The following is a 23,801-nucleotide window of genomic DNA, read 5'->3' as shown; positions in this document are numbered from 1 at the left end:
GTTCAGCGCCTCCCCTGTCCGGGCCGCCGGGCAAAAGCCAGGCCGCTTTCGGGATCGAACAGATGAACCCGCCCGGGGGCGGCATCAATCAGGATGTGATCACCAGGCGCCGGCGCGAAATGGCCGGCCTCGTGAATGATGATCTGCTCGTCGTGGCCTGCAAGGTTGCCGTAGACATAGGTCTCAGTGCCAAGACCCTCGTGATACTGGACGACGAACGGCAGGCCCTGCTCGCTGGAGCGCGAAAAATGTGCGGGCCGGATGCCGGTGAGAACGGCCTGTCCGACCGCGATGCCGGCGGGATCGACATCGCTGATGACCCTGCCACCATTGCCGACATCGATGACGACGCCGCTTTCGCCGATGCCTGATACCTTGCCCTTGATGATGTTCATACGCGGCGAGCCGAGGAAGCCGGCGACGAAGAGATTGCGCGGGCTGTCGAACAGGTCCAGCGGTGCTCCGACCTGCTCGACCCGCCCGGCGCGCAGCACGACGATCTTGTCGGCCATCGTCATCGCCTCGACCTGGTCATGCGTGACATAGATCATCGTCGTCTTGATCTCGCGGTGGAGCTTGGTGATCTCGGCCCGGGTCTGGACGCGTAGCGCCGCATCGAGATTGGACAGCGGCTCGTCGAAAAGGAAAATGTCAGGTTCGCGCACGATGGCCCGGCCGATCGCCACGCGCTGGCGCTGGCCGCCCGAAAGCTGCTTCGGACGCCGGTCCAGATAGGGTTCGATCGCCAGCATTCTGGCAGCCTCGGCAATCCGCGCCTCGATCTCGGCACGCTTGAACTTCAGGTTCTCCAGGCCGAAAGCGAGGTTCTTGCGAACGCTCATATGCGGATAGAGCGCGTAGGACTGGAAGACCATTGCGATCTTGCGCTCGGCCGGCGAGAGCGCGCTGACATCGCGGCCCCCGATCGCGATTGCGCCCTCCGTGACCTCTTCCAGGCCGGCGATGACACGCAGCAGGGTCGACTTGCCGCATCCCGATGGACCGACGAAGACGACGAACTCGCCGTCCTTGATATCGAGTTGCACGTCATGCAGGACTTTGACCGAGCCATACGACTTGTTGACGTTGGAAAGTTTCAGTTCTGCCATGTCCCACTCCCATCAGGTGCCGCCGTTTCGAAGACGGCGTCGTTTTTGTTCCAGCCTTGCGGCAGCGGTGTCGGCCTCGTGATCCGCACCTCGTTCATCAAGATCCCGGTGACATCAGCCACGTAGACGGCCGGCATTCCTCCCGGATAGTGCTCAAGACCGATCACCCGCCCGTCCGACCCGCGGGTCCAGGCATTGGCACGGCCGCCGCCATCGGCTGTCGGGGAAAGGTCCGCGTTTGTCGGACGCAGGTCGTAGGACCGCGCCGTGCCGAGCTGCCCAGGCTGCTGATCGATGGCAATGCGCGCCAGCGATGCGTTCCTGATGCCGGCCGACGAGGTCGATATGACGGTGATCGCCCCCTCCATCCGCCCGGTGATGTCTTCGACGATGAGATTGTCGATGGCGCCAGCCGCGCGTTCCCTAACACGGTCGACGACATTGACGGTCAGTGCTTCCCCCGAGCCCCAGAAACCATCGGGGGTCTCGCGGCACTCTACCGCAATTCGTGAAAACCTTACGTTCGATATCCGGCCACCGTCGCGGGAGAATACGCCGAGCGCCCTGTTGGAAGATGAGACGCTGCAATCCTCGAACACGACATTGGTGACGTCGCCATGCGTTTCCGTGCCGATCTTCAGCGCGCAGCTAAGGCTCTGAACGGAGCATCGACGAACGAGAATGTTTTCGCAACGCCCGATGGCGACACGGTCAGGACCGATGCTCGTCTTCAGGCATATGCCGTCGTCGGCCGTCGATATCCGGCAGTCCTCGATGACGGCGCCGCGGCAGGCATCCAGCACGATCCCGTCCGTGTTGGGAAGGCGGCGGTCGTTGTCGATGGTCACGTTCCTGACCGCGACATCGGTGCAGTTGACGAAGTGCAGCGTCCACATCGGCGAGCGGCTGATATGGACGGAGCTGATCTCGACCTCATCGCAGCCCTCGAAGACGACGACGCGGGGACGAAATTCGGCCGGGACGAAGGTGCCCACCGTCTCGTCGTCCCCCACAATGAAGCTGTCGCAACCGGCTTCGATGCGGCCCTCCCCCGTCAGGCTGATCCGCCGCGCACCGCTCGCAACGATCATGCCGCGGTCCGACTTTTCGGCGATCACCGAAACACTCGTATGTGCATAGGCCTCGTAATCCGGAACGGGACGCAGGATCGCGCCGGCGGCCAGATGAAGGTCGACGCCGGATCTGAGCTGGAGCCCGCGGCAGACATGGATGCCGGCCGTCAGCTCCAAGCGTCCGCCGCCCGAAGCCGACAGGTCGTCGATGGCCGCCTGCAGGCGGACCGTATCGTCGCCCTGCGCCGGCTCGATCGCGACAAGAGACACGGGGCTCATTGGCGCTCGCCGTTCTCGAGAAAGACTTCCGTCAGGAGCAGCATGGTCAGCGCCTGGCCGTAAGGCGTTGGCACGTTGGGGATGCGCCTGTAGAAATCGAGGTCATGGCCCATCGGCGTGCCGTCGGAGACGCCGTGGACGACGCCTTCTTCGTCGATCTGCGCCAGCACCGCCGCAAGCGCGCGCTCCGCATAGGCCCTGTCGCTGTCGTCGAGAATGCCGGCATCGATGGCGCGCAATATGCCATAGGCAATGCCTGCCGTGGCCGAGGTTTCCAACGGCGAAGACGGATCGTCCAGAAGCGTCGTGAACATGCCGTCCGGCCGCTGGTATGCTTTCAAGGAGCGCACCTGGCTGACGAGGACGTTCGACAGAAAACGCCGGTCTTTCTCGCCGAGTGTCGGAACGAGGTCGAAGAGCTCAGGGATGGCGACCGTGATCCAGGCATTGCCGCGCGCCCAGAAGGCATTGGCGAAATTGTGCCGCCCGTTGAAAGTCCAGCCGTGATACCAGAGCCCGCTGACCGGATCGGAGAGATAGCGGGTGTGGATCACGAACTGATAGACGGCCTCGTCGATCCATTCGCTGCGCTCGCAGAGCACGCCAGCCCGGGCGAGAAACAGGCAGGCCATGAAAAGCGTATCGTCCCACAATTCGCCGTCGTTGAGGCGCTCCTTGACGACGTGCTGAAAGCCGCCGTCCTCGGTCTTGGGTAGCTCCTTGACGAGCCATTCGGCCCAGTCCTCGACGAGAGCACGAAAATCGGGACGGTCGACATGCTGGACGAGGATTGCAAGCGGCAGCATCGGCGCCGTGCTGTTGATCTGGCGCGGCGGCAGGCCGCGTTCGATCTGGCCGGCATACCAGGCGACGAGTTCCTGCAGCGCTTTCTGATCATTGGTGGAAATGGCGCGGCGCAGGAAGCCATAAAGACCGACGCCGACTTCCCAGTCCCATTCGTCGAACTGGATTCCGGAGGCGGAATTTCCCGTCACGAGACCTTCCTTGATGCCTCTGAGCCGGCTGAAAGCCGTTGCCACGCGATCGATCGTCGTCAGGAGGGCGGCGTTATCGACAGATGTTGTGTTCATGCTGGAGACCTATGTTTTTAGGAGTAGAACGGCCCGTCAGTGCCGGCGCCGGAGGCTGCACTGTCGTGGGTGAGGATCGGGTGCGGCTGATCGTGGGTGAAGGGCCTCGCCTCGCCGCCGATCGCAAGACCGTCGGCATAGGACAGGCAGATCGCCGGGCCGCCCGGCGGCGTCAGGGAGAGACGCCGAAGCCCGGCATCAAAGGAAATCGTCGTCCGGCACAGGCGTTCGATGAATGCCTTGAAAGCGTCGCCATCGCCGCATCCGACGATACCCGCCCAGCCGCAAAGCGGTCCGTGGGAGCGCGCCTCGCGGCCGGCGGTCGGGCCATCGGTGATCAGCTCCAGGCCGTTCGACGCCCAGAGGGCTGAAAATCCCCGACCCGATCGCGCGATGAGCCACTTGTCTTCGATGATGAGATCATCCAGCCCGTCGTGGCCGATATAGGCGTGCGTCCACGCATGGCGCGCGTCGCTTGTGTCCTCGATCAGCAGGGCGACGTCGCGATGCTGGGCAACGCGCGGCAGGATGCCGTTGCCGGCCCAATAGGAGGGCCTTTGATTGCCCCACGGATCGTCTTCACCGGGATGGTTGACCCACAACCTCGCCATCGGATGGCCGGCCAATCTGACATCGAGGACGTGCTGCTGGTGCCCCTTCTGGCCGGTCTTGTGATCGACGACCGTCGAAAGCTGCGCCGCCTCGTTCTTGAACAGCACGAGTTTTCCGCTCTCGAGCCCCTGGCTGTAACGCGCCTCGACGTTTCTGCCCCTGGGAAGGACGGCAAGCTTGGTCAGGTCGGCGGGCGGCTCGTAGCCGCCGGCACAGAACATAGTCAATGCCGCCACGCCGTTGTTGAGCCAGCCGGTGCCGAAAGCGACCTGGGCGAAGGGCGCAAGCTCGGTCAGCGGGCCGGCACGCAGCTCCTTGTCGTAGGCACGGCCCTGCGAGCCGGCCGGAACGCCGGCAAGCGTATGTAGGGCGATCATGCGGAAGATGAGATCGATCTGGCCGCGGGCCCGATCGGCGATCTCGCTCTCGGCCCAGCGCTCCAGCGCCAGCAGGCCGATGAAATCGATCGGGTAATAGGCGGCCGAATTCCATTCCGCCAGGCCATGGGCCTCGACGCTGTCGAACCAGCGCCCGAGGCGCCCGACGGCGAGTTCCGCCTGCTGCCGTCCCGTCCGCCCCGAGGCCGAGAACAGCTCGTCGGGCAGAAGAAGTCCGGCCAGCAACTGGCTGGTATGAAAGCAGAGCACATGGTTCTCGCTCCAGAACCACATCGCATCATTGCCCGGCTCGTCGACCCAGTAGCGATAGGAGAGAACGGAGCGGCGGATGCGATCGACCACGGCATCGGGCATCCGGTCGGTATAGTCGCCGAGCAGCCACAAGAGCGGCACCATGATGAAATCCGAGCAATCCTCCCGCGCATCGATGGAGGCGAGCGTCGCGTCGATGATGCGGTCGAAGCTTTCCTGGTCGTGGTGACCGGTTTCCATCATCGCGATCAGGCGCCCGACGCGGTTTGCGCCGAAGCGGGCGCTGTATTCCAGTGCCTGCCGCTTGCGGGCGGCGAGCGACGTCTCTGATGGCACCGGCGAAATGCTGCTCATGAAGGCGGCATCGATGACGCGCGTAACCGAGCCCGTGCCGGAGCCGATCGTCATGTGGACGCCGTGATAACCGTCCGGAATGCCGCAGATATCGTCGGCCGTGAGGCTGCTCTGATGGGCCTTGAGCGTCAATCGGGAATGAGCGAGAACGGGCCGCTCGTGACCATGGCCGACGACCTTGAGCTCCACCGGCAGGTCGCGCTCGGGCGCCGTGTCGAAGATGATTTCCAGCGGCTGGTTGACGAAGACGTCGCGGGCCGGGCGGACGCCGCGCGAAAGGGCTTCCAGTTCGCGCACCTCGTCCTGGTCCAGCGCTACCGGCAGCAGCACCGAGAGCGGTTCGCCGTCCAGCATTTCAAGCTCGAAGAACCAGGTCGTGTCGCGCTCGGCAAGGTCTTCAGTATGGACGAGAATCTCGTTGGCGCCGGCTTCGAGCGGCAGTGTTATCTCAGTCGCGCTTTCGACGTTGCGCTTGAAGGGCTCGAAGCGCACCGTCTCCTGTCCGTTGACCCAGATGCGAACGCCGCCGCAGGTCTTGAGCGCGAGATGGAGCGTGCGCGGAGCGTCCGTCTTGAACGTGCCCTTCAGCCATCGCCTGACATGTGTGGGCACGTGCCAGAAGCTGGTAAACTCGACGCGGCGGTTCGAGCCGGGAAGATAGAGGCTTTCGGTCGGCCAGGACGTGTCGGGCGCCAGCGGCCGCCCCACCATGGTCGACCAGAAAGCCTTGCGGCAAGGCAGGTCGCCGACATCGACGAAACCGTTGATGAAACGATAGTTCACGCGGTCTTCGGCTGGGGCCGGCTCGCCGGGAAAATAGCTGGCAATGAGGCCGGAAACGGCCCATGCCGTCACCGACTGCCCCTCGGCCACGCTGTATGCTGGCGCCATGTCGCCCGGCTGCTTGATGCTTTCCGTTTTCACAGATCGCCTCCTCCGCAATCCTATGAAAATATTTTCACTAGGTCATTTAGGTGCGTGATTTTTGAAATTTGCTCAAAAACATCGCTATTCGCGTAGAAAATAGCTTGACGGAACGAATGTCAAGTATATGAAATTCACTTATCGATGGCTTAGGCCGCGATTGATGAAAATGTTTTCATGGGAGGATGAAAATGAAAACCTATCTTTCAGGGGCTTTCGCACTGGCGCTGGCCACCGTTTCTTTCGCATGGTCGAGCGTCGCCATGGCGGAAACCCAGACGATTACCTTTCTCTTCACCGACGACGACCAGGCTTATGTCGAGCGGATGGAAGCGCTCAGCAAGGAATTCGAGACGGCGCATCCCGACATCAAGGTGAATTTCGTCTCGTCGGGCTATGATGCCGTCGCCAAGCAGCTGCCGGTGCAGCTTGCCATCGGCGAAGGTCCCGACGTTGCTAAGATCACCGACTGGCAACTGGCGCCCTACTACCTCGACATGCGCCCGCTGATGAAGGATCCAGACGGCTTCGCCAAGCTGCACGGCGACAGCCTGAACACGCTTCGCTTCCCCGGCGTCAACGATCCGAACTCGATCAACGGCTATGTCGCCTCGCAGACCTTCAACCTGCCCTTCGTCAACAAGACGCTCTTCGAACAGGCCAGCGAACCGCTTCCGAAGCCCACCGCCACGCTGAAGGACATCGTCGAAGCCTCGGCGCGCGTCGCCAAGGCGACCGGCGCCCAGATCCCCTTCACGATGGATCGCTCGGGCCATCGCTTCTCGGGTGCTGCCTTCTCCTACGGCTCGAACTACGTCAAGGACGGCAAGTTCTCGTTCCCCGACGATGCCGCCAAGCACTACATCACCGATCTCTATAACTGGACGAAGGACGGATCCTTCCCGAAGGAAATGTGGGGTGCTGCCGGCGGAACGCAGTACAAGAACATGGGTGACGAGTTCGTCAACGGCAATGTCGTGACCTATCTCGCCGGCAACTGGATGGTCAATCCGTTCCAGAAGAAGATCGGCGACGCCTTCGACTGGACGGCGATCAGCGCACCCTGCGGCGATGCCGGCTGCTATGCGATGCCCGGCGGCACCGCGATCGTCGGCTTCAAGCGCACCAAGTACCCGCAGGCCGTAGCCTCGTTCATCGAGTTCCTCGGCTCTGAAAAGATCCAGCGTGAAATCGCCGAAAACTACGTCATCCTGACCGGCGCCGACATCAAGGACCCGCAGTACAAGCTCGAGAGCAAGAACGCCAAGGAGGCCATGGCCGTCTTCCTCGCAAGCCGCAACAGCGCACCGAAGGCCGCCCGCGACCTCGAACGCCTCAAGGGATCCTCCGCCATCTATCAGCTCATCGTCCAGAGAATGAGCCAGCTGATCGTCGGCGAACTTTCCCTCGACGATACGTTCAAGGCGATGAGCGCCGACGTCGACAAGGTCAACGTGGCCCTCGCCGCCAACAAGTAACCGGCCGCGCCTGTCTCCCACAGATTGCGCGCTGCATCAGCCACGACCTCGCAACGGGCCGTGGCTGATCGTTTTTGCCCTTGCCCACACCGCGTCCCCGACAATTCGATCGTTTTCGAATTGTCGATGAATCACGCTACGTTTCCGCAAGGAAGGCGCTCGGAACGATCTTCTCGGGCGAAGACGAAGCCCGCCTTTCTCGCCGCGATGGCCACAGGCGCTGCCGCTCAACTACTCGGAAGCGTCCTTGTCCGGCGCTCGCCCTGACAGCCAGCCAAGCCGACGCGGCACATCATCAGTGCGAATAGACAAGAGGGACCGTCAGCGGTCGTGACACAGGGTCCAGGAGAGGCTATAGGCGTTGTCGGCCTGCGCGGCGCGTCGGCTCAGGCTCAATTTAGTAACGTCGGCAAATCGGCGACAGTCCAGCCCATTGAGGTGCATTTTCATGCCACTCGGCTCCGAGCATCCGCTGCGAAGGGAACTTCACAACGAGCTCCATGCGCGCCCGTCACTTTATTTCGATGGCGACACCGATGTCTGGCACATCGCCATCGTCGGCGAGAATGGCCCTCCTTCGCTGCCCAAGTCCCTGCCGGGATTGGAAGATGTCACCATGACCGGCGAGGGCAACCACGGCATCGGCCGCGTCGGCGACGGCCGGCTAAAATGGGAAGCCCATACCGAGTTCCTGACGCTGACCTTCGTCGTGCCGGCATCGGCCGAACCCGGCAGCAATCCGCCGGAAGCCTTTCAGGCCTGCTGCCGCCAGATCGACGGAAAGGTCATCGCCGCAGTCCGGGTGCTGGTGCGCGACGAGACGGGCGGAAATCGTCCCGAAAAACCGAAGCTGGACTATGTCGCATCCCAGGTTGGCGGCGGCGATGCGGAAGTGCATTCGAACTTCCGCCTGAGCGACAGCGGTTTCGTCGAGTTCCTGTTCTTCAACCGCAACCTCAACGCCTACAGGACCGGACGTATGGTCCGGCGTTTCCTCGAAATCGAGACCTATAGGATGATGGCACTTCTTGCGCTGCCGATGGCGCGCGAGACAGTATCGAAGCTTTCAACCTTCGACCGGCGCCTCGATCTCTTGATCGCGCATATGCAGAGCGCCGTCAAAGTCGACAAGGCGCTGCTGTCCGAGGTGACCAGGCTCTCCTCCGATGTGCTCAACTTCTCCGCCCTCGCCCGCCACCGCTTCGGCGCGACGAAAGCCTATGCCGAGATCGTGGCAAGCAGGCTGTCGGAACTTCGAGAAGAGCGGGCCGAGCAAAGGCAGAGGCTGGGTACGTTCATTGATCGGCGCTTCCAACCGGCTGTCCGCTCGGTCTATGCGGCAGAACGGCGCCTCGACGAACTGGCCGAACGCGTCAGTCTCGCCGGCGACCTGCTCAGAACCACCGTGCAGGTTCAGCTCGAAGATCAGAACGCCTCGCTGCTGACGTCGATGGAAGAACGGGCGCGCATCCAGGTGCATATCCAGCAGGCGGTCGAAGGCTTCTCCGTCATCGCCATCACCTATTACACCGTCGGCCTCGCAAAGATCTGCCTGGAAAGCATTGCCGAACTGGGCGTCGATCCGCACGTGTCGAAGCTCGCGGTTCTCGGCGCCATCCCGCTCGTGCTCTTCGCCGTCTGGACGGCAGTTCGTCATGTTCGCAAGAGCATTGCGGGCCACTCTCACGGTCCCGCATCAGAGAGCCACTGAGGCGACGCTGGCCGATGATCGCTCACCGCCGCCCTTTCGAGGCGGCGGCGTTTTCTTGCCTGCATCGACAGAACGTCAGGACGCCATCGCGTAATGGCGATGTTCCGATGCCCGGCCGCTGCCCGTCCTACTCGGCAAGGCTTTCGGTTTCATGTGTCAGGCTCTGTGCGGCCGCCGTGGTCTCTTCGACCAACTGAACGCGATCATCCCGCTTTCCGGATATCGTTTCGACAAACTCGTCGACGGGCACTATTTCTGCAGCTTGCTCCGTGCCGGGGAGCGGCTACCGCAACATTCCTTGAGGTTCTTCCCTGAACCGCAAGGACATGGATCTTTGCTCCTGCGCTGCAGGCGACCGATCAGTGGGAGAATAGCTGCGGTCGGCAAGAATGCGGCGACAAGAGTGATCAACTTGGCTGAAATGCCAGGGACAACGCGGCGACGGCCGGAGTTGAAACCGCTCCACGCCCGCTCAGCGACATATTCAGCGTCCAGCTTGGGCAATATCTTGAAGAGAGCCGCCCGGTTCGCGCCGGCCTTTTCAAGGAATTCGGTGGATACCGGTCCGGGCGCGACACATGTCACGGTAACGCCAAAGCGGCGCACTTCCTGATGGAGCGCGTCCGAAAAAGAGTGCACGAAACCCTTGCTTGCGTAATACAAAGCCATGTACGGCCCGGGAACCAAACCCGCTATGGAGCCGAGATTGATCACGCCGCCACGTCCGCGCGCCAGCATTCCAGGCAGGAAGCGAAGGGTCATGTCGGTCAGGGCGCGTATATTGAGATCGATGATCCCAAGTTGATCTTTTACGGGGAGTAACGTTGCTGCGCCTCGCAGACCATACCCGGCACTGTTGACCAGGACGCCGCAGACCACATCGTTGGCAGTCAGAAAAGCCTCGAGACGCGCCGACGCATCGGCTGCGAAGAGATCCAGCTCCAGCGTGAACGCCTCGCCGCCGGCCTGCCGTACGTCGGCCGCCGCAGCGGCGAGGCCTTCAGGCGAACGCGCGACGAGCACGACGACATTGCCTTCACGTGCCGCAATCTTTGCAATTGCTCGTCCAATGCCGCGGGAAGCCCCAACCACGACGACAGCCAAACGAAACTCATCCTGCACGGTCATTTCGACGTCCCTACCGCCGACATGATGGTAGGGGTTCCGCTCTGGGCGAGGTTTTTTACTTCGTCGGCGATCTCGCCGTTCAAGATTCTTTCGAACCGTTCTAACGCCCGAGCGACATTCGCTCCATCCATGACCCTGTGGTCGTAGTGGATGCGGACAGCAACCGATCCATCCTCGCCGATTGGACCGTAGTTGAGAAGTGTGGTCAGTGGGGTGATCGGGTTGAGGGACTCCGCTCCCAGGCCCGAATAGACAGACAATTGGAACGTGCCGAAATAACGCGCACGCTTCCGCCCGATATTGAGCCCGAGCCACATGAGCAGCCACCTCACAGGGGCAGGTGCGCGAGCGAGCTTCAGAGAGCGCCGAAAGTCCTTGATCTCCAGAACCGGAAGTGACCTTGCTGCGCGGATCAGCGTCTCCAGCTGGGAAATGGAGCGTTGTTCGGGACCTTTGATGATGCTCAGCAGAACGACCCGCTCTCCGTCATGCTCGCGCTCATGGGCAATGGAGGCCACACTGGCCGGATATTCATAGAGCTGCGGCCTTGGAAACTTGACATAAGCGCGCCGCAATTCGGGAATTTCTTGAGAGAGCAGGGCGTATCCCTTCAAGAAAAGCACAGTCCAGGACGGCCGGGCATCCGGTCCGTCTCTGGCATCGAGGAGCGGCCGAAGGTTCATTTGCCGCTGGACCGTCACGCGTGGCACCCCGATCGAGAATCTCATCAGATCTCCGACAAGTCGTCGCGATGCCGAGAGCTTGATCGTTCGGCCTCTCATCTAGCCACCTCTAGTAAAGATAAGGGATGATGCGCTTGGTCTTTGCCATATACGCGTGGTATTGCGGGCCGAAAACTTCCAACATCATACGTTCTTCCTTGTCCACCCTTAGGAAGAATAGAACCGCGAAGCCGATCAGGCCCGCCATACCTGCCACCCAGTTCGACAGCAGAAACGCTTGTGAAAGCCCCATCAGAAGGAACGACGTGTACATGGGGTGGCGGACAAGGGAGTACGGGCCTGCGCATATCAATTCGTGCCGCTGCCGGATCTCCAGCGTAATCGACCAGTTTCGTCCTAATTGCTTGTGGGTTCTTCGAAAGACCCACATTGCGGCACAGCAGAGCATTGTCCCGATCACGATGGCCCACAAATGGGCGGTATAGTCGGCCACCTCAGGGATGCCAGTCGCGACGTAAAATCCCGGCACGATCGCAAGCCCGACGAGAGCTGCAGCAAGCCCGACCGCCTCCGAACCGGTACGGCGGTTGCTGACGACCGGCACTCGCTTCGCGCGACGCTCAAATGGGTATCGAATGATGCACCATGCCACAATTCCAAGAACCCAGACCATCTCGCCGACGACGGCTACTGATAAATTCAAATCAAGTCACCAGAACCTTTCTATGATCGGCCTTCCGCGATCGCCAACGCCCGCACGCAATCAACCTGTATTCATCTCCCGCAGGGTTGCAATGAATTGTTGCGGCCTTAGCCAAATGCCGGGCGCCTTATAACCCATGTGCCGTGCGATATCCGCCACGAAGGCGTTGCAATTATAAACCGTTGCCTCCCAGAGATGAGAGGTTGCCTGCAGTTTGCGTATATACGCAACTGTGTCGCTATATTCATCATCAGTCAGCATCACACGCCAGCTTGCCGACCTGTACTGCTCTTCCAGGTCACCATCCGTTGCTCCGGTCGAGGCCGGAACGGGTATGAAATGGCCTAATACATAGGGCGCGGCATTGTCAGAAGCTGGCGCAAGTCCGGCGACTTCGGGATTGATCATATTTCCGTTCTTATCCGCCCGCCCAAAAACGACGTAGGTGTGGCCGTAGGTCAGCGCATAGCGTGAGCGGAATTCGATGAAATACCGATTTGATTTGTTTTCAGCCGCATTGGTTGGAGCTACGCCTCTGCCATTCGACGTATAATGCGGTAGAGGCCTTTTGTCCTCTGTCTGGCATGAAGATGCCATGACCGCCAACATAACAACTAGCGACACACCGCCTCTTCCAAGCGCCATCACTAAGCTCCATATGCAGGCCCCGACGAATGGGAGCCCGAAGTCAGCATATAAAATGCCACTCGTGCGCTGTGAGTTGCGAAGGAGCGCAAGCCTGGCGGTTTATGGTGCAAGAAGAGGAAGGGTCTATGTGACCCTTCCTAAGAATCAAACGCGATATGCTATTTGTAGACTGCTTCTGCCGGCGGTGGGGCCTTCCCCTTGCCTTTGCCAATCGATCCGCAAGCACTCAGATTGGCCACCGCAAACATTGCAACGATTACGATTAGAATTCTGCTCATCATGAAGTCCTCTCCTCATCATGGGATAGCTTTTTGAGGGCTACACCTTAAAGTTTAGCGACAATCAGCACCCTGGATAGGGCGGTTATGATGCAACATGCAACGAATCTACATTAGCAGATACATATTGCCATAGCCAACCCTGCGATTTCAAATGGTAAACGCCATCAGATGACAACCACGCGTGTACCTATGCGTGCACGAGAGTAAAGGTCGACGATGTTTGCGTTCGTCAAGCGAATACACCCATTCGAAACTGCACGACCTATCGACCAGGGGGCATTCGTTCCGTGCAACCGGAACAGGGTATCTTGTCCACCTTGGTAGAGGTAGAGGGCCGCTGCACCGAGAGGGTTGAGCGGTCCTCCCGGTATCCCATCGGCATATTGGGCTAGCCGGGGTTTGCGCTGAATCATGTCATTGGTGGGCTTCCACGAAGGCCACTCTGCCTTATGGCCGATGGTGGCCTCGCCCTTGAAACTCAGTCCTTCCTCTCCGACGCCAACGCCATAGCGAGTCGCTTGTCCGTCAGCCTCCACGAAGTAAAGGTAGCGGCTCGCCGTATCGACGACGATAGTTCCGGGCGGTTCACTCCCCGTATACGCGACCTCCCGTCGTCGATAGCGGGGATCGACATCCGGATCCATCGCAAATCGGTAGCGCAGCGGCGGCCCATCGCCCGAAGTACATCCAGAAAGCATTAGAGCCAGGCTCCCCAGCACGAGCCCCCGGCGTGTAATATGGTGTTTGTCCATTTCCACCTGCCAAGTAATTCCGTCGATCCCGTTCATTCCAAATTAGATTGCGACATCTTTTGACAAAGACACTCAACGCTGTGGAGGATGAGTTCGCAACACTGGCAACATCCGAAGCTGCGCAATACCATGCGCTTCTATTTATCCGGGAAACCCCTTGCATCAATAATCGCGCCGATCGAATATTAGCACATCAACAAGGACAGAGACGATGAAGCTTTGCCTGGAAGGAAAAATCGCAATCGTAACGGGCGCAGGTTCCGGAATTGGTGCCGCCGTTTCCCGACAACTCGCTGAGGAGGGTGCCGAGGTTGTTGTCGCCGATATCAATGCTGACGCAGCACACGCGATTGCCGCCGCAATCAGATCAGAGGGAGGCCGCGCCTGTGAATTTGCCGTCGATGTCAGTGACAGTGGAAGTGTGCAGAGACTTGTCGATTTTACCGTCGAGACATGTGGCGGCTTGGATCTGGCGGTCAATAACGCGGGAATCGATGGGGTGCGCGCAGCGGTCGCAGACTATCCGCTCGACAATTGGCACAAGGTGATGAACGTCAATCTCAACGGCGTTTTCTATTGTATGAAGTCCGAAATTGGCGCGATGCTTAAGCTGGGTGGCGGCGCAATCGTGAATTTGTCTTCCACTCTCGGGTCCGTTGGATTACCCACCGCGGCGGCATACACCGCAGCCAAGCACGGGGTTGTTGGGCTGACGAAAGTCGCTGCGATGGAGTATGCGAGATTGGGTATCCGCATAAATGCCGTCGGTCCCGGCTGGATCGAAACGCCACTTTTGTCAGAGCACCTTGAGGCGGCGAGTACGCGACGCATGGCATCGCTTCAACCAATGGGCAGGCGTGGAAAACCGGAAGAGGTCGCGACGCTTGTGTGTTTCCTCTTGTCCGAGCAGGCCAGTTTCATCACCGGGGGGCACTATTTGGTAGACGGGGCCTATACCGCTCATTGAAGAAAGGGTTTGAGAAGAAGAGGCGATTCCAGACTGTGTCCATTTTGCCTGATGGCGTGCTGCGGACCTGGGGGCCGGTCAGCGTTCTGCCCCTCAGTCTCTCCTCTGATCTGTGATCGGCTATCTATGGATGAGCGAAATAAGTTTCTCCATGGAGCCTACTTTGGGGGTTCTCCCGAACAGCAAGGCCGGACATGACGGCGGGCATCGCCACTGGCGGGATGTAGATCAAGGCGCGGATTGTGTTGGAGAGTTTGTGGCGGGCTTGACGATAAATGGTTGTGGAGCGCTATGGACTGGCGCCGAACCACCTGTCTTTCTGGCGAACGATGGCGCGGTGTGGCAAGCGCATGTGCGGGCCTCCAAATACGCCGGTCATCTTCCACGCTATCGCCTGGCACGAGCCGCTGGTGGCAGCTTCCATTCAAATCTAATCTCGTTGGTGCTGAAGAGCGAGTGGTCGCATGGTGCGAAAGTGGTCGGCGGAAATAAATACGCGCGCTCCGCCGGCGCCGATCGTCTGGGCATTGGCAGCAGAGATCGATATCGCCAAGGCGATGGATGCAAGCGTGGCCGTTTTCGTGAATCCCGCTGCGCAATTCGCCTTCTTCGGCGCAAATCCACCGAACTTGAAGGATATCACATCAAACTTGATGTGATGCGTTTAAGATCTTGTTCTTATGAAGATTAGCGCCCACCGAAGCCGGAGCTGACGGTGATGCCCTTGTAGATCACCCTCTGCAGCACGATGGCCAGGATGACGCCCGGCACCATGGAGATCGTCGCACCGGCCATGATGTAGTTCCACGCTGTGCCCTGCTGTGTCTGAAACAGGGTGAGCCCGAGCGGCAGCGTGGCCATTTCGATGCCGCTGGTGGCGATCAGCGGCCAGAGGAAGCTCTTCCATTGTGCGATGAAGGTGAATAGCGCCAGCAGGCCGATGGCCGGCATGGCAAGCGGAATGATGACCGTAACCAGGATGCGCAGGCGCGAAGCCCCGTCCATCATCGCCGCCTCGTCGAGATCCTTGGGAATGCCGAGGATGAACTGCCGCAGCAGAAAGGTGCCGAAGGAGCTGAAGGCGACCGGCAGGATCATGCCATGATAGGTGTTGATCCAGCCGAACTTGCTGACGATGAGGAAGAGCGGAATGACCAGCATCACCTGCGGGATCATCAGCGTGCTGAGATAGGTGAGCAGCAGCCCCTCCCGTCCGGGAAATCTCAACCGGGCGAAGGCGTAGGCGGACAGGCAGGATACTGCAATCACGATCGCCGTAACACCGCAGGCGACCACGAAGGAATTCAGCAGGAAGGTTCCGAACGGCAGGGAAACCAGGGCTTCGACGAATGTTCCCCAATGATACTCCTCGGGGAAGATGCGGACCGGCACGGCCATCACCTCGGCATTGGAGCGTACCGCGTTCGACACCATCCAGAAGAACGGGAAGAGGAAAAGCAGCGCAATCAGCGAGAGCGCCGTGTAGCTGGCGAAGGTGCCGACGCGCCGCAGTATGCGATGACGATGCTGGGACACGGAATGCGGATGCCGTGAGATCGGATCAATCGTCATAATGCACCCATTTGCGCTGCATGTGGAATTGCAGGATGGTGAGCGCCATGATCATGACGAACATCACCCAGGCCAATGCGGAGGCGTAGCCCATCTGAAAGTTGGTGAAGCCCTTCTGGTAGATGGCGAAACCAAGCGTCGCCGTTGCCGAGCCTGGGCCGCCGCGCGTCATCGCGAATATCTCGTCGAAGACCTGGAGCGAGGTGATCGCCGTCATGACGGTGCCAAAGAAGATGGTCGGCGAGATGAGCGGCAGGCGGATGCGCCAGAAGCGCTGCCAGGCATTGGCGCCGTCGATCGTTGCCGCCTCGAGATAGTGCTTCGGCACCAGGTCGAGGGCGGCGTTGAACATCACGACGTTATAGCCGACATTCGCCCACAGGGTGACAAGCACGACCGCCTGCATGGCCCAGCTCGAACTCAGCAGGAAATTCGGCAGGCCGAGGCCGAGCGCGCGGATGATGGTATCGGCCAGGCCGTCCGGCGTGAAAATCAGCAGCCAGACCACCGATGCCGCGATCGTCGGCGTGAAGGTCGGCAGGAAGAAGATCACCCGGAAGATCGCCTTGCCGCGCTTCAGGCTCGATATCCAGACCGCGAGCGTCAGCGAGACGACAATATTCAGCGCCAGATACTCGACTGCGAAGAACAGCGTGTTGCTCAATACGGTGTAGAAGGCCGGATCGACAGTGAAGAGCCTGATATAATTCTGAAAGCCGACGAAGGATGGCGTCGAGATCAGCTGCCAATTGGTAAAGCTGAGCGCCAGCGACGCCAGAATCGGCAATGCCATGAAGACCATGAAGCCGAGGAAGCTCGGCAGCAGGAACAGCATGGCTGTCTGCGTCTCCGGCATCAGGAAGCGCCGTGGCTGACCGGGCTGCAAGGGAACTTCGGCAACAGCGCTTTGCGACATGACTTCCTCCATGCGCGGCAGGTCCTGCCGCAGCGAGAGCTGGCGCATGACCCGGAGATCGGAATCGATTTTCCGAAAGGATCATGCGCAGATTTCAAAGCGACGGCGCGTCCTGTCGGACGCGCTGGTTCTATTGCTGCGCGAGGCTCTGGATGGACTCCATCGTCTGCTTGGCGTCGACGCTGCCGGCGAAAGCCGGCGGGAAATACTGGTTGAAGAGGTTTTCCACCGCCGCCCAGTTGTTGGTGATCACGTAAGGCACGGAATGCGCCAGGGAATAGTCGATCGCCTCGCCGCCATTGGTGATGTCCTTGGCTGCCACCTTGTACCAGGCCGATTGCGACGCCGTGCGCGCCGGCAAGGCACGGCCCTGTTCGGCGAGATAAGACAAGGCTTCCGTGCTGGTCAGCACCTGGATCGCCTTCCAGGCCGCGTCCTTGTTCTTGCTCGTCGTGGAAATGCCGAAACCGGAGCCTGCGGTCACGGCCGAAAGTTCGCCCTCTTCGCGCGGCAGGGTGGTGAGGCCGATTTTGAACTTCGCCTGGCCCTTCATGCCGATAATCGACCAGGGACCGTCGATATACATGGCGACATTACCCGAATTGAATCGGCCCTGGACGACATCACCGGGATTCGCGCCACCTGATGGAACCAGCGGCGCGATCTTATCCTTGGCTGCAAAGCCGATCAGCCTGTCGGCGGCAGCAACTGCGCTCGCACTGGTCAAGTCAAGCTCGCCGGCGTCGTTGACGTATTTGTCGCCCCAGGCCGCGGCCAGGACCGAATAGTTCGTCGGGGTGATGCCGAAGCCGTACTTGCCGTCCTTCGTCAGTTTCTTGGCGGCATCGGTGAACTCGGCAAGCGTCCAGCCCGGCTTCGGCAGCGGAACGCCGGCGGCTTCGAGCGCGTCCTGGTTATAGTAGATGACCCACGGACCGACGTCATAAGGCAGACCGTATAGCTGCTTGTCGACGGACATGCCGCCGATGATCGAGGGTGTGAAGGCAGCGACGTCGAACTTATCGGCCTCGATCCGGTCATTCAGGGGCTCGAGCAGCGAATAGAAGTTCGGCATGCGCAGCGACTGCATGGAAACGATGTCGGCGAGCTGTCCCGATGCCGCCAGCGCCGGCAGCCGCGTCCAGTAGTCGACCCAGCCCGTCGTCGTCAGCGTCACCTTGATATCGGGATACTTGGCGGTCACCATCTCTGCCAGGTGCTGCCAACTCTTGGTGTCGGTTTCGGAGCCGGTCCACATCTGCCAGGTCAGGTTGACCTGCTCGGCCGATGCGGCTGTGGCAAAAAGACTGCTGCCGATAGCGGCAAGCAAAAGCGTTTTCTTCAGAACCTTCATGGGTTTCTCCTCCCTCCATGAACGCAAAGGACACGCGAGTGCGATCGAGCTCACGCCTTCAGGACGATCTCGATCACCGGCACGGTAACGTCCGGGCGCCGGACCGGCAGTTCGAGCGTGATCATGCCTTCCGGCACCGTCACGCCGATATTGGAATCCACATCTTTGGCATGGCTCAACCAGTGCACCTCGCTGGCGTCGTGCAGGAACTGCGCATAGGCGATCCTGTCGGCCAGACCTTCGATGTGGATGTGGCGGTAAGGCCAGTTGTAGACATGCAGATAAAGGCGGTTGCCGCGCTGCGTATAGCGGCAGCCGGCCGGCACCGGATGGCCGGATGGCCCTGCCCCATAGATGGAGCGCCCGTTGACTTCCATCCAGTTCTGATAGACCTCGAGCGCAGCGATGGCGCGTGCATCGAGCGTGCCCCGGCCGGTCGGGCCGACATTCATCAGCAGGTTGCCGCCGAGCGCGACGGAATCGATCAGCAGCTGGATGATCTGTTCCGGGCTCTTCCAGGTATTCTCGTCGCGGTGATAACCCCAGGAGCCGCTGAAGGTGTGGCAGGCTTCCCAGAGCACCCCCTGGCTGGCGATAGCGGGAGCCACGCGCGGCGTATATTGCTCCGGTGTCGTCACGTCGGGCAGCTTGCCGGGCGGCAGATCGAGGCGGTTGTTGACGATGATTTCGGGCTGCAGCTCGCGCACCAGCTCGACCAGCCGTTCGCTCTCCCAATCGGCGCGCCCCTTGCCGCGCAGGCCGCGATATTCGCGGCCGGGATAGCTGAAATCGAACCAGATGATGTCGATGCGGCCGAAGCCGGTTAGGAGCTCGCGCACCTGTTCGCGCATATAGGCAGCGTAGTTGGCGATGTTACGGCCGGCATTCAGCCCCTTGGCGTCGGGATGGTTGCGCAAGGGATGGTGAACGTCGATCGGGAAATCCGGATGGTGCCAGTCAAGCAGCGAATAATAGAAGCCAATCTTCAGCCCTTCGGCGCGGAAGGCGTCGACCAGGGGCGTCAGCAGATCCTTGCCGCAGGGCGTATTCGGCGCCTTATAGTCCGTCAGCTTGCTGTCCCAGAGGCAGAAGCCCTCATGATGCTTGGTCGTCACCACGACATATTTCATGCCGGCGAGACGTGCCCGCCGCGCCCACTCCTTGGGATCGTAGAGATCTGGATCGAAATTGTCGAAATAGCGTTGGTAATGCTCGTCGGTCAGTTCTTCGCGGTTCTTCAACCACTCATGCCGGGCTCCCAAGGCGTAAAGGCCCCAATGGATGAACATGCCAAGGCGGTCGTGGCTGAACCAGGCATGCTTGCCCGCTCCTCCCCATGCCGGATTTTCCGACAGGCGTTCCGAATTCGTCACAGGTTTCTCCTCCCTGCTTTCCGGCTCGACATCATATCGAACCGGTTCGGTATCTGATCATCCGGCCTGATCCAGCGCCTGTCAAGTCGAAATTCGAGATCACAAGATTAGAAAGGCAAGCGCTGCAAATCAGTCGGTTTGAAGCATGCATGTTGCGCGGGCCAATAAAATCGGACATAACGAGGTATTAGAACCGGTTCGATAGACATGACAACGATACGAGATGTAGCGCGCCTCGCGGGGGTTTCCATCTCGACCGTCTCGCTCGCGCTCAACAGCCCGAAGCGGGTCGGCGCCGAGACGCTCGACCGCATCCAGCATGCGATCAAAACGACGGGCTACCGCATCGATCCGGTGGCCCAGACGCTAGCGCGCGGGCGAAGCTCGCTGATCGGCTTCGTTGCGGCCAATCTCGGCAACATGTTCTTCGGCGACATCCGCCGCGAGATCGAGCACCAGGCGCTCGATCACGGCTATTTCGTCCTGATCGCCGACTCCTCCGGCAGGGCCGATCTCGAACGGGCGCTGCTGGAGCGGCTGCAGGCGCAGAAGATCGCCGGCATTGCGCTGGCGGCAAACGGGCGCGGCGCGGAGTACGCCACGTTCCTGCGCGACTTCAAGACCCCGATTGTGATGTTCGACCAGAAGGTGGAGGGCGCCGAGCGCGATTTTGTCGGCTCCGACAACCCGCTGACCACCACCATCCTGACGGAACATCTGCTGCAGCTTGGCCATAGACGCATCGGCTTCATCTCCGGGCCGAGCGGCCTGCACACTGCCGACGAGCGCCTGAAGGGCTTCATGACCACGATGGCCGGCGCCAGCGTGGACATCGACCCTTCGCTGGTGGTCGAAGGCGGCTACACCAGGACTGGCGGCCATGCGCAGGCGATGCGCCTCTTGACCCGCCGCGACCGGCCGACCGCCATCATCGGCGCCAACAACATGACGGGCCTCGCAGCACTGCAGGTGATGCAGGAGATGGGTTTCCGTTGCCCTGACGACGTGTCGCTGGCGATGGTCGACGACGTGCCCTGGAGCAATGTCATCACGCCCCGCATCACCATGGTGGTGCAGGATGCACAGAAGCTCGGCGAATTGGCGGCACAACGTCTGCTGGCAAGAATAGCAACCCCGGAGGCCGCCGCCGCGCCGCCTGAGGATTTCATCCTGACGCCGAGATTCGTGCGCGGGGAGTCGACCAGGCGGTTGTGAGTGCTTGCCTGAACTTCATCACCGAGGCAACAAAACCGGCCTGTCGCCGTCGAGGCTATCGGCCCAAGCCTGGACCGACCGGTGATCGACGGCATTGCCCTCGTCCACATCGGCCAGAGCCTCGAGCGTCAAACGCCGACGCTTCTCCCGCGTGAGCGGCAGCGGAATATGCGCGGAGGGCACTTTGGTTTCCATCGAAACTCCCTTCTCGATCGCCCAATCATAGCGAATAATCTCCGTTATATCCAATCGCCGCAGCCCTGCCGGCACAACAGGCAGGGACAAGCGCTGCCCTCCATTGAAAGACAGAGAAATTTGTCATACATGTGTGATGAATCGTGATTTTCGCGATGCCGCGCGTTTGAACGGCATGCGGATCAAAGCCGAGGCGGGGGTCAGGCGTGGCTATGCAGATGAAGGATCGCAGCAAAGGCTCCGGGTCGCTGGTCTCACAGGTCGGCGAAAGCCTCCGGCAAGCCATATTGAGCGGCCAGTATTCCGCCGGCGACAAGCTTCCGAGCGAGCACGAGCTGACCGAAACGCACAGCGTCAGCCGCACCGTCGTGCGCGAGGCCGTGGCAGCACTTCGCTCCGACGGGCTTGTCGAGGTGCGCCAGGGGGCTGGGATCTTCGTACTCGGTGCCGATCCGGCGCTCTCCGCCCGGAAAGTCGACAAGGCCCGCGTCGCCTCCGATCTTGAGGTACTCGAGATCAGAACGCCTGTCGAAATCGAGGCGGCGGGCCTTGCAGCCCTGCGCCGCTCGCCGGCACAGGAGGAGGCGATATTCGAATGCCACCGGAAAATTCTCCAGTGCATTGAGAGCGATCAATCCATTCGCGATGCGGATCTCGAGCTCCATGCCGCAATCGCCGAAGCCACGAACAATCCGCTGTTCAGGCAGTTCCTGGAATCGCAGGGCTCTGCGATCATCCCGCAGTCGAGGCTCGTCCCGGAATCAAGGACGGCCGAACAGACCGCCTATCGAAAGCTGATCCACAGGGAGCACGAGGCAATCGTCGTCGCCATTTCGGACAGAGACGACCAGGCCGCCCGCAACGCCATGCGCGAGCACCTGGTCGGCAGCCAGGCAAGGTACCGCAACCTGCTGAAGGATCTGCGAAGCTTTACGAGCTGACAGTCGATCCCGGAACGGCCTGGAAACGTCCGCGGCTATTGGCGCGAATTGTCCGCTATTTGTCCGGCGCGCGCATTTTCCCATGCCATCAAATCGCCGAATATAGCTTCATGATCAACCTCCATGGAGCAAGAAATGTCCGACCATGATACTATCCTTCTCGTTATCGACGCCCAGGAGTCCTTCAGACACCGCGATTACTGGGATGAAAACCTCGCTTCCGCCTATATCGATCGTCAGCAGGCTCTGATCGACGGCGCGGAAGCCGATGGAATACCCATCATCCAGATCTTCCATGTCGATGAAAATGGGCCGTTTTCGGAAGCATCCGGGTTCGTCAGCACACTCGCCCCGCTCAGGATCGCTTCCAAGGCGACGTTCAGGAAGAGGCGCCATAGCGCCCTGGTCGGTTCCGGTCTCGACGTGTGGCTGACCGAGAACGGCGTCCGTCGTATCCTCGTCTCCGGCATCCGCACCGAACAGTGCTGCGAGACCACGACCCGCCATGCCTCGGATCTCGGCTATCAAGTCGACTATGTCGGCGAAGCGACCCTGACCTTCCCGATGACCGACGCCGCAGGACGCGCGTGGAGCGCCAAGGAAATCCGGGACCGGACCGAGCTGGTCCTCTCAGGCCGTTTCGCTCGGATCGCGACCGTCGAACAGGCCCTGGCCGGGCGCGGAAAGTCGCTCGCCGCATGACGGACGCCGCGCAGCCCTTCGATATTCCGGTCTTCGTCGTCGTGCCGCCGCGCGTGCTGCTGCTCGACGTGGCCGGCCCGATCGAAGTGCTGCGCAAGGCGAACCTCGAACAGCGCACAGTACGCTTTACCGTCGCCTATATCGGCCCATCCGCGACGGTCGGCAGCTCGATCGGTCTTGCCGTCACGGGCGTCGCCGCGTTACCCGAGCGCTTGCCCGATGGCGCGCTTGTCGTCATTGCCGGCAGCGCCGACGCCCCGATGGCAAACAGCCGTCCGTGGAACGAACAGGAACGCGCCGACCAGGCTGCCATTGTCGTATGGCTGAAGCGCGCCATCCGTCCGGGAATTCGACTGGCTTCGATCTGCTCGGGGGCATTGCTCGCCGCCGAGGCCGGAATGCTCGACGGCCGCGAGTGTACCACCCATCACGCCTGCATAGAGGATCTCGCAAGGCTCGCGCCCACCGCGCGCGTCCGGGACAACCGGCTCTATGTCGAGGACGGAGACCGCCTCACGAGCGCCGGCATCACCGCCGGCATAGACCTCATGTTGCACATCGTTGCCGAAGCGGCGGGGCATGCCTGCGCGCTTGCGGTGGCGCGATATCTTGTCGTCTATCTCAGGCGCGGCGGCTCGGATCCGCAACTTTCGCCCTGGCTCGAAGGTCGCAACCATATTCACCCGGTCATTCACCGTGCGCAGGATGCGGTGGTCGCCAACCCCACTCAGGACTGGTCGGTGGCGTCCCTTGCCCGCCTCAGCGGTGCCAGCCCGCGCAACCTTTCACGACTGTTCAACGAGCAGACAGGCATGAGCGTTACGGACTTTGTCAACCGTATGCGGGTCGCTCTCGCCCGCGAGATGCTCTCCGGCTCACGGATGGACATGGAGGCCGTCGCGATGCGCGCCGGCTTCGGCTCGGCGCGGCAGCTCCGCCGCGCCTGGAACCGTCTGAATGACGGCCCGCCGAGCGCGGCGCGCTCAAGGCTGCCGGCAGGCTAATAGCGCAATGGGAAGGGCGGACGGGTTGAGCCCGGCGCCTAGAGCATGATGCCGAAAAGTGTGAGCGGTTTTCGGACGACATCATG

At 60.9% G+C, this 23,801-nt stretch carries 23 protein-coding genes; 8 read left to right on the top strand and 15 right to left on the bottom strand.

Annotated elements, in window-relative coordinates; all coding sequences use genetic code 11:
* Positions 1-2: 2 nt before the first annotated feature.
* Genes B5P46_RS29400 through B5P46_RS29385 form a run of 4 tightly spaced genes read right to left on the bottom strand, consistent with a single transcriptional unit; the run spans position 3 to position 6,092 of the window.
* On the bottom strand, positions 3-1,109 hold the full coding sequence (locus B5P46_RS29400; protein WP_129421812.1) for an ABC transporter ATP-binding protein: 1,107 nt from the start codon (positions 1,107-1,109) through the stop codon (positions 3-5).
* Entirely contained in the window at positions 1,097-2,461 is a 1,365-nt protein-coding gene (locus B5P46_RS29395) for a glycoside hydrolase family 28 protein (protein WP_129421811.1), read from the bottom strand. Before B5P46_RS29395 ends, B5P46_RS29400 begins: the two co-directional genes overlap by 13 nt.
* A complete protein-coding gene (locus tag B5P46_RS29390) occupies positions 2,458-3,552 on the bottom strand; it encodes a glycoside hydrolase family 88/105 protein (protein ID WP_129421810.1) in 1,095 nt (364 codons plus the stop codon). Before B5P46_RS29390 ends, B5P46_RS29395 begins: the two co-directional genes overlap by 4 nt.
* Positions 3,553-3,569: 17 nt before the next feature.
* Positions 3,570-6,092, bottom strand: a complete 2,523-nt coding sequence (locus B5P46_RS29385) for a hypothetical protein (RefSeq protein WP_129421809.1) — start codon at positions 6,090-6,092, stop codon at positions 3,570-3,572.
* Positions 6,093-6,283: 191 nt separating this feature from the next.
* On the opposite strand from B5P46_RS29385, the gene B5P46_RS29380 reads away from it, so the two are divergent.
* The gene (locus tag B5P46_RS29380; protein ID WP_129421808.1) at positions 6,284-7,570 is read left to right on the top strand and encodes an ABC transporter substrate-binding protein; all 1,287 of its coding nucleotides are present in this window, start codon (positions 6,284-6,286) and stop codon (positions 7,568-7,570) included.
* 448 nt (positions 7,571-8,018) lie between these two features.
* Positions 8,019-9,281 carry a DUF3422 domain-containing protein gene (locus B5P46_RS29375; protein WP_129421807.1) on the top strand — a complete coding sequence of 421 codons (1,263 nt, stop codon included), beginning with the start codon at positions 8,019-8,021 and terminating at the stop codon, positions 9,279-9,281.
* A 249-nt stretch (positions 9,282-9,530) separates the two neighbouring features.
* On the opposite strand, the gene B5P46_RS29370 is transcribed toward B5P46_RS29375, so the two are convergent.
* The 6 genes from B5P46_RS29370 to B5P46_RS29345 all read right to left on the bottom strand — a co-directional run bounded on the left by B5P46_RS29370 (position 9,531) and on the right by B5P46_RS29345 (position 13,476).
* The gene (locus tag B5P46_RS29370; RefSeq protein WP_129421806.1) at positions 9,531-10,409 is read right to left on the bottom strand and encodes an SDR family NAD(P)-dependent oxidoreductase; all 879 of its coding nucleotides are present in this window, start codon (positions 10,407-10,409) and stop codon (positions 9,531-9,533) included.
* Positions 10,406-11,191 (bottom strand): hypothetical protein, encoded by a 786-nt coding sequence (locus B5P46_RS29365; RefSeq protein WP_129421805.1) that lies wholly within the window; start codon positions 11,189-11,191, stop codon positions 10,406-10,408. The genes B5P46_RS29370 and B5P46_RS29365 overlap by 4 nt, the downstream gene beginning before the upstream one ends.
* 10 nt (positions 11,192-11,201) lie before the next feature.
* The gene (locus B5P46_RS29360; RefSeq protein WP_245456322.1) at positions 11,202-11,795 is read right to left on the bottom strand and encodes a protein-S-isoprenylcysteine O-methyltransferase; all 594 of its coding nucleotides are present in this window, start codon (positions 11,793-11,795) and stop codon (positions 11,202-11,204) included.
* Between the two features lie 60 nt (positions 11,796-11,855).
* Positions 11,856-12,440, bottom strand: a complete 585-nt coding sequence (locus B5P46_RS29355) for a hypothetical protein (protein ID WP_065283166.1) — start codon at positions 12,438-12,440, stop codon at positions 11,856-11,858.
* A gap of 161 nt (positions 12,441-12,601) precedes the next feature.
* Positions 12,602-12,721, bottom strand: a complete 120-nt coding sequence (locus tag B5P46_RS35200) for a hypothetical protein (protein ID WP_018243378.1) — start codon at positions 12,719-12,721, stop codon at positions 12,602-12,604.
* A 167-nt stretch (positions 12,722-12,888) separates the two neighbouring features.
* A complete protein-coding gene (locus B5P46_RS29345) occupies positions 12,889-13,476 on the bottom strand; it encodes a L,D-transpeptidase (protein WP_164986575.1) in 588 nt (195 codons plus the stop codon).
* A gap of 211 nt (positions 13,477-13,687) precedes the next feature.
* Here B5P46_RS29345 and B5P46_RS29340 point away from each other — a divergent pair, with 211 nt between their 5' ends.
* Together B5P46_RS29340 and B5P46_RS34640 are read left to right on the top strand one after the other, a co-directional pair.
* Positions 13,688-14,443 carry an SDR family NAD(P)-dependent oxidoreductase gene (locus B5P46_RS29340; RefSeq protein WP_065283167.1) on the top strand — a complete coding sequence of 252 codons (756 nt, stop codon included), beginning with the start codon at positions 13,688-13,690 and terminating at the stop codon, positions 14,441-14,443.
* A gap of 130 nt (positions 14,444-14,573) precedes the next feature.
* A complete protein-coding gene (locus B5P46_RS34640; RefSeq protein ID WP_164986565.1) occupies positions 14,574-15,134 on the top strand; it encodes a hypothetical protein in 561 nt (186 codons plus the stop codon).
* Here B5P46_RS34640 and B5P46_RS29330 read toward each other — a convergent pair.
* The 4 genes from B5P46_RS29330 to B5P46_RS29315 form a co-directional block, all read right to left on the bottom strand.
* Positions 15,131-16,015, bottom strand: coding sequence for a carbohydrate ABC transporter permease (locus tag B5P46_RS29330; RefSeq protein ID WP_129421803.1), 885 nt, complete (start codon positions 16,013-16,015; stop codon positions 15,131-15,133). The genes B5P46_RS34640 and B5P46_RS29330 overlap by 4 nt on opposite strands.
* Entirely contained in the window at positions 16,005-16,979 is a 975-nt protein-coding gene (locus tag B5P46_RS29325; RefSeq protein WP_206735423.1) for a carbohydrate ABC transporter permease, read from the bottom strand. Before B5P46_RS29325 ends, B5P46_RS29330 begins: the two co-directional genes overlap by 11 nt.
* Before the next feature lie 82 nt (positions 16,980-17,061).
* The gene (locus tag B5P46_RS29320; RefSeq protein ID WP_129421802.1) at positions 17,062-18,285 is read right to left on the bottom strand and encodes an ABC transporter substrate-binding protein; all 1,224 of its coding nucleotides are present in this window, start codon (positions 18,283-18,285) and stop codon (positions 17,062-17,064) included.
* A 50-nt stretch (positions 18,286-18,335) separates the two neighbouring features.
* Positions 18,336-19,658 (bottom strand): alpha-L-fucosidase, encoded by a 1,323-nt coding sequence (locus B5P46_RS29315; protein WP_129421801.1) that lies wholly within the window; start codon positions 19,656-19,658, stop codon positions 18,336-18,338.
* Between the two features lie 207 nt (positions 19,659-19,865).
* Between B5P46_RS29315 and B5P46_RS29310 the strand changes: the two genes are divergently transcribed.
* Entirely contained in the window at positions 19,866-20,873 is a 1,008-nt protein-coding gene (locus tag B5P46_RS29310) for a LacI family DNA-binding transcriptional regulator (RefSeq protein WP_129421800.1), read from the top strand.
* An 18-nt stretch (positions 20,874-20,891) separates the two neighbouring features.
* Here the strand turns inward: B5P46_RS29310 and B5P46_RS34635 are convergent, their stop codons facing one another.
* A complete protein-coding gene (locus B5P46_RS34635) occupies positions 20,892-21,068 on the bottom strand; it encodes a hypothetical protein (RefSeq protein WP_164986572.1) in 177 nt (58 codons plus the stop codon).
* Between the two features lie 212 nt (positions 21,069-21,280).
* Here B5P46_RS34635 and B5P46_RS29305 point away from each other — a divergent pair, with 212 nt between their 5' ends.
* The 3 genes from B5P46_RS29305 (at position 21,281) to B5P46_RS29295 (ending at position 23,715) form a co-directional block, all read left to right on the top strand.
* Entirely contained in the window at positions 21,281-22,009 is a 729-nt protein-coding gene (locus B5P46_RS29305) for a FadR/GntR family transcriptional regulator (protein ID WP_129421859.1), read from the top strand.
* A gap of 123 nt (positions 22,010-22,132) precedes the next feature.
* A complete protein-coding gene (locus B5P46_RS29300) occupies positions 22,133-22,711 on the top strand; it encodes an isochorismatase family protein (protein ID WP_206735422.1) in 579 nt (192 codons plus the stop codon).
* Positions 22,708-23,715, top strand: a complete 1,008-nt coding sequence (locus B5P46_RS29295; RefSeq protein ID WP_129421798.1) for a GlxA family transcriptional regulator — start codon at positions 22,708-22,710, stop codon at positions 23,713-23,715. The genes B5P46_RS29300 and B5P46_RS29295 overlap by 4 nt, the downstream gene beginning before the upstream one ends.
* Positions 23,716-23,801: the final 86 nt, after the last annotated feature.

This window comes from Rhizobium leguminosarum (genome assembly GCF_004123835.1).
Lineage (GTDB): Bacteria > Pseudomonadota > Alphaproteobacteria > Rhizobiales > Rhizobiaceae > Rhizobium > Rhizobium leguminosarum_M.
The sequence above is the reverse complement of the archived record's forward strand: the minus strand, read 5'-3'. Positions and strand labels throughout refer to the sequence as shown.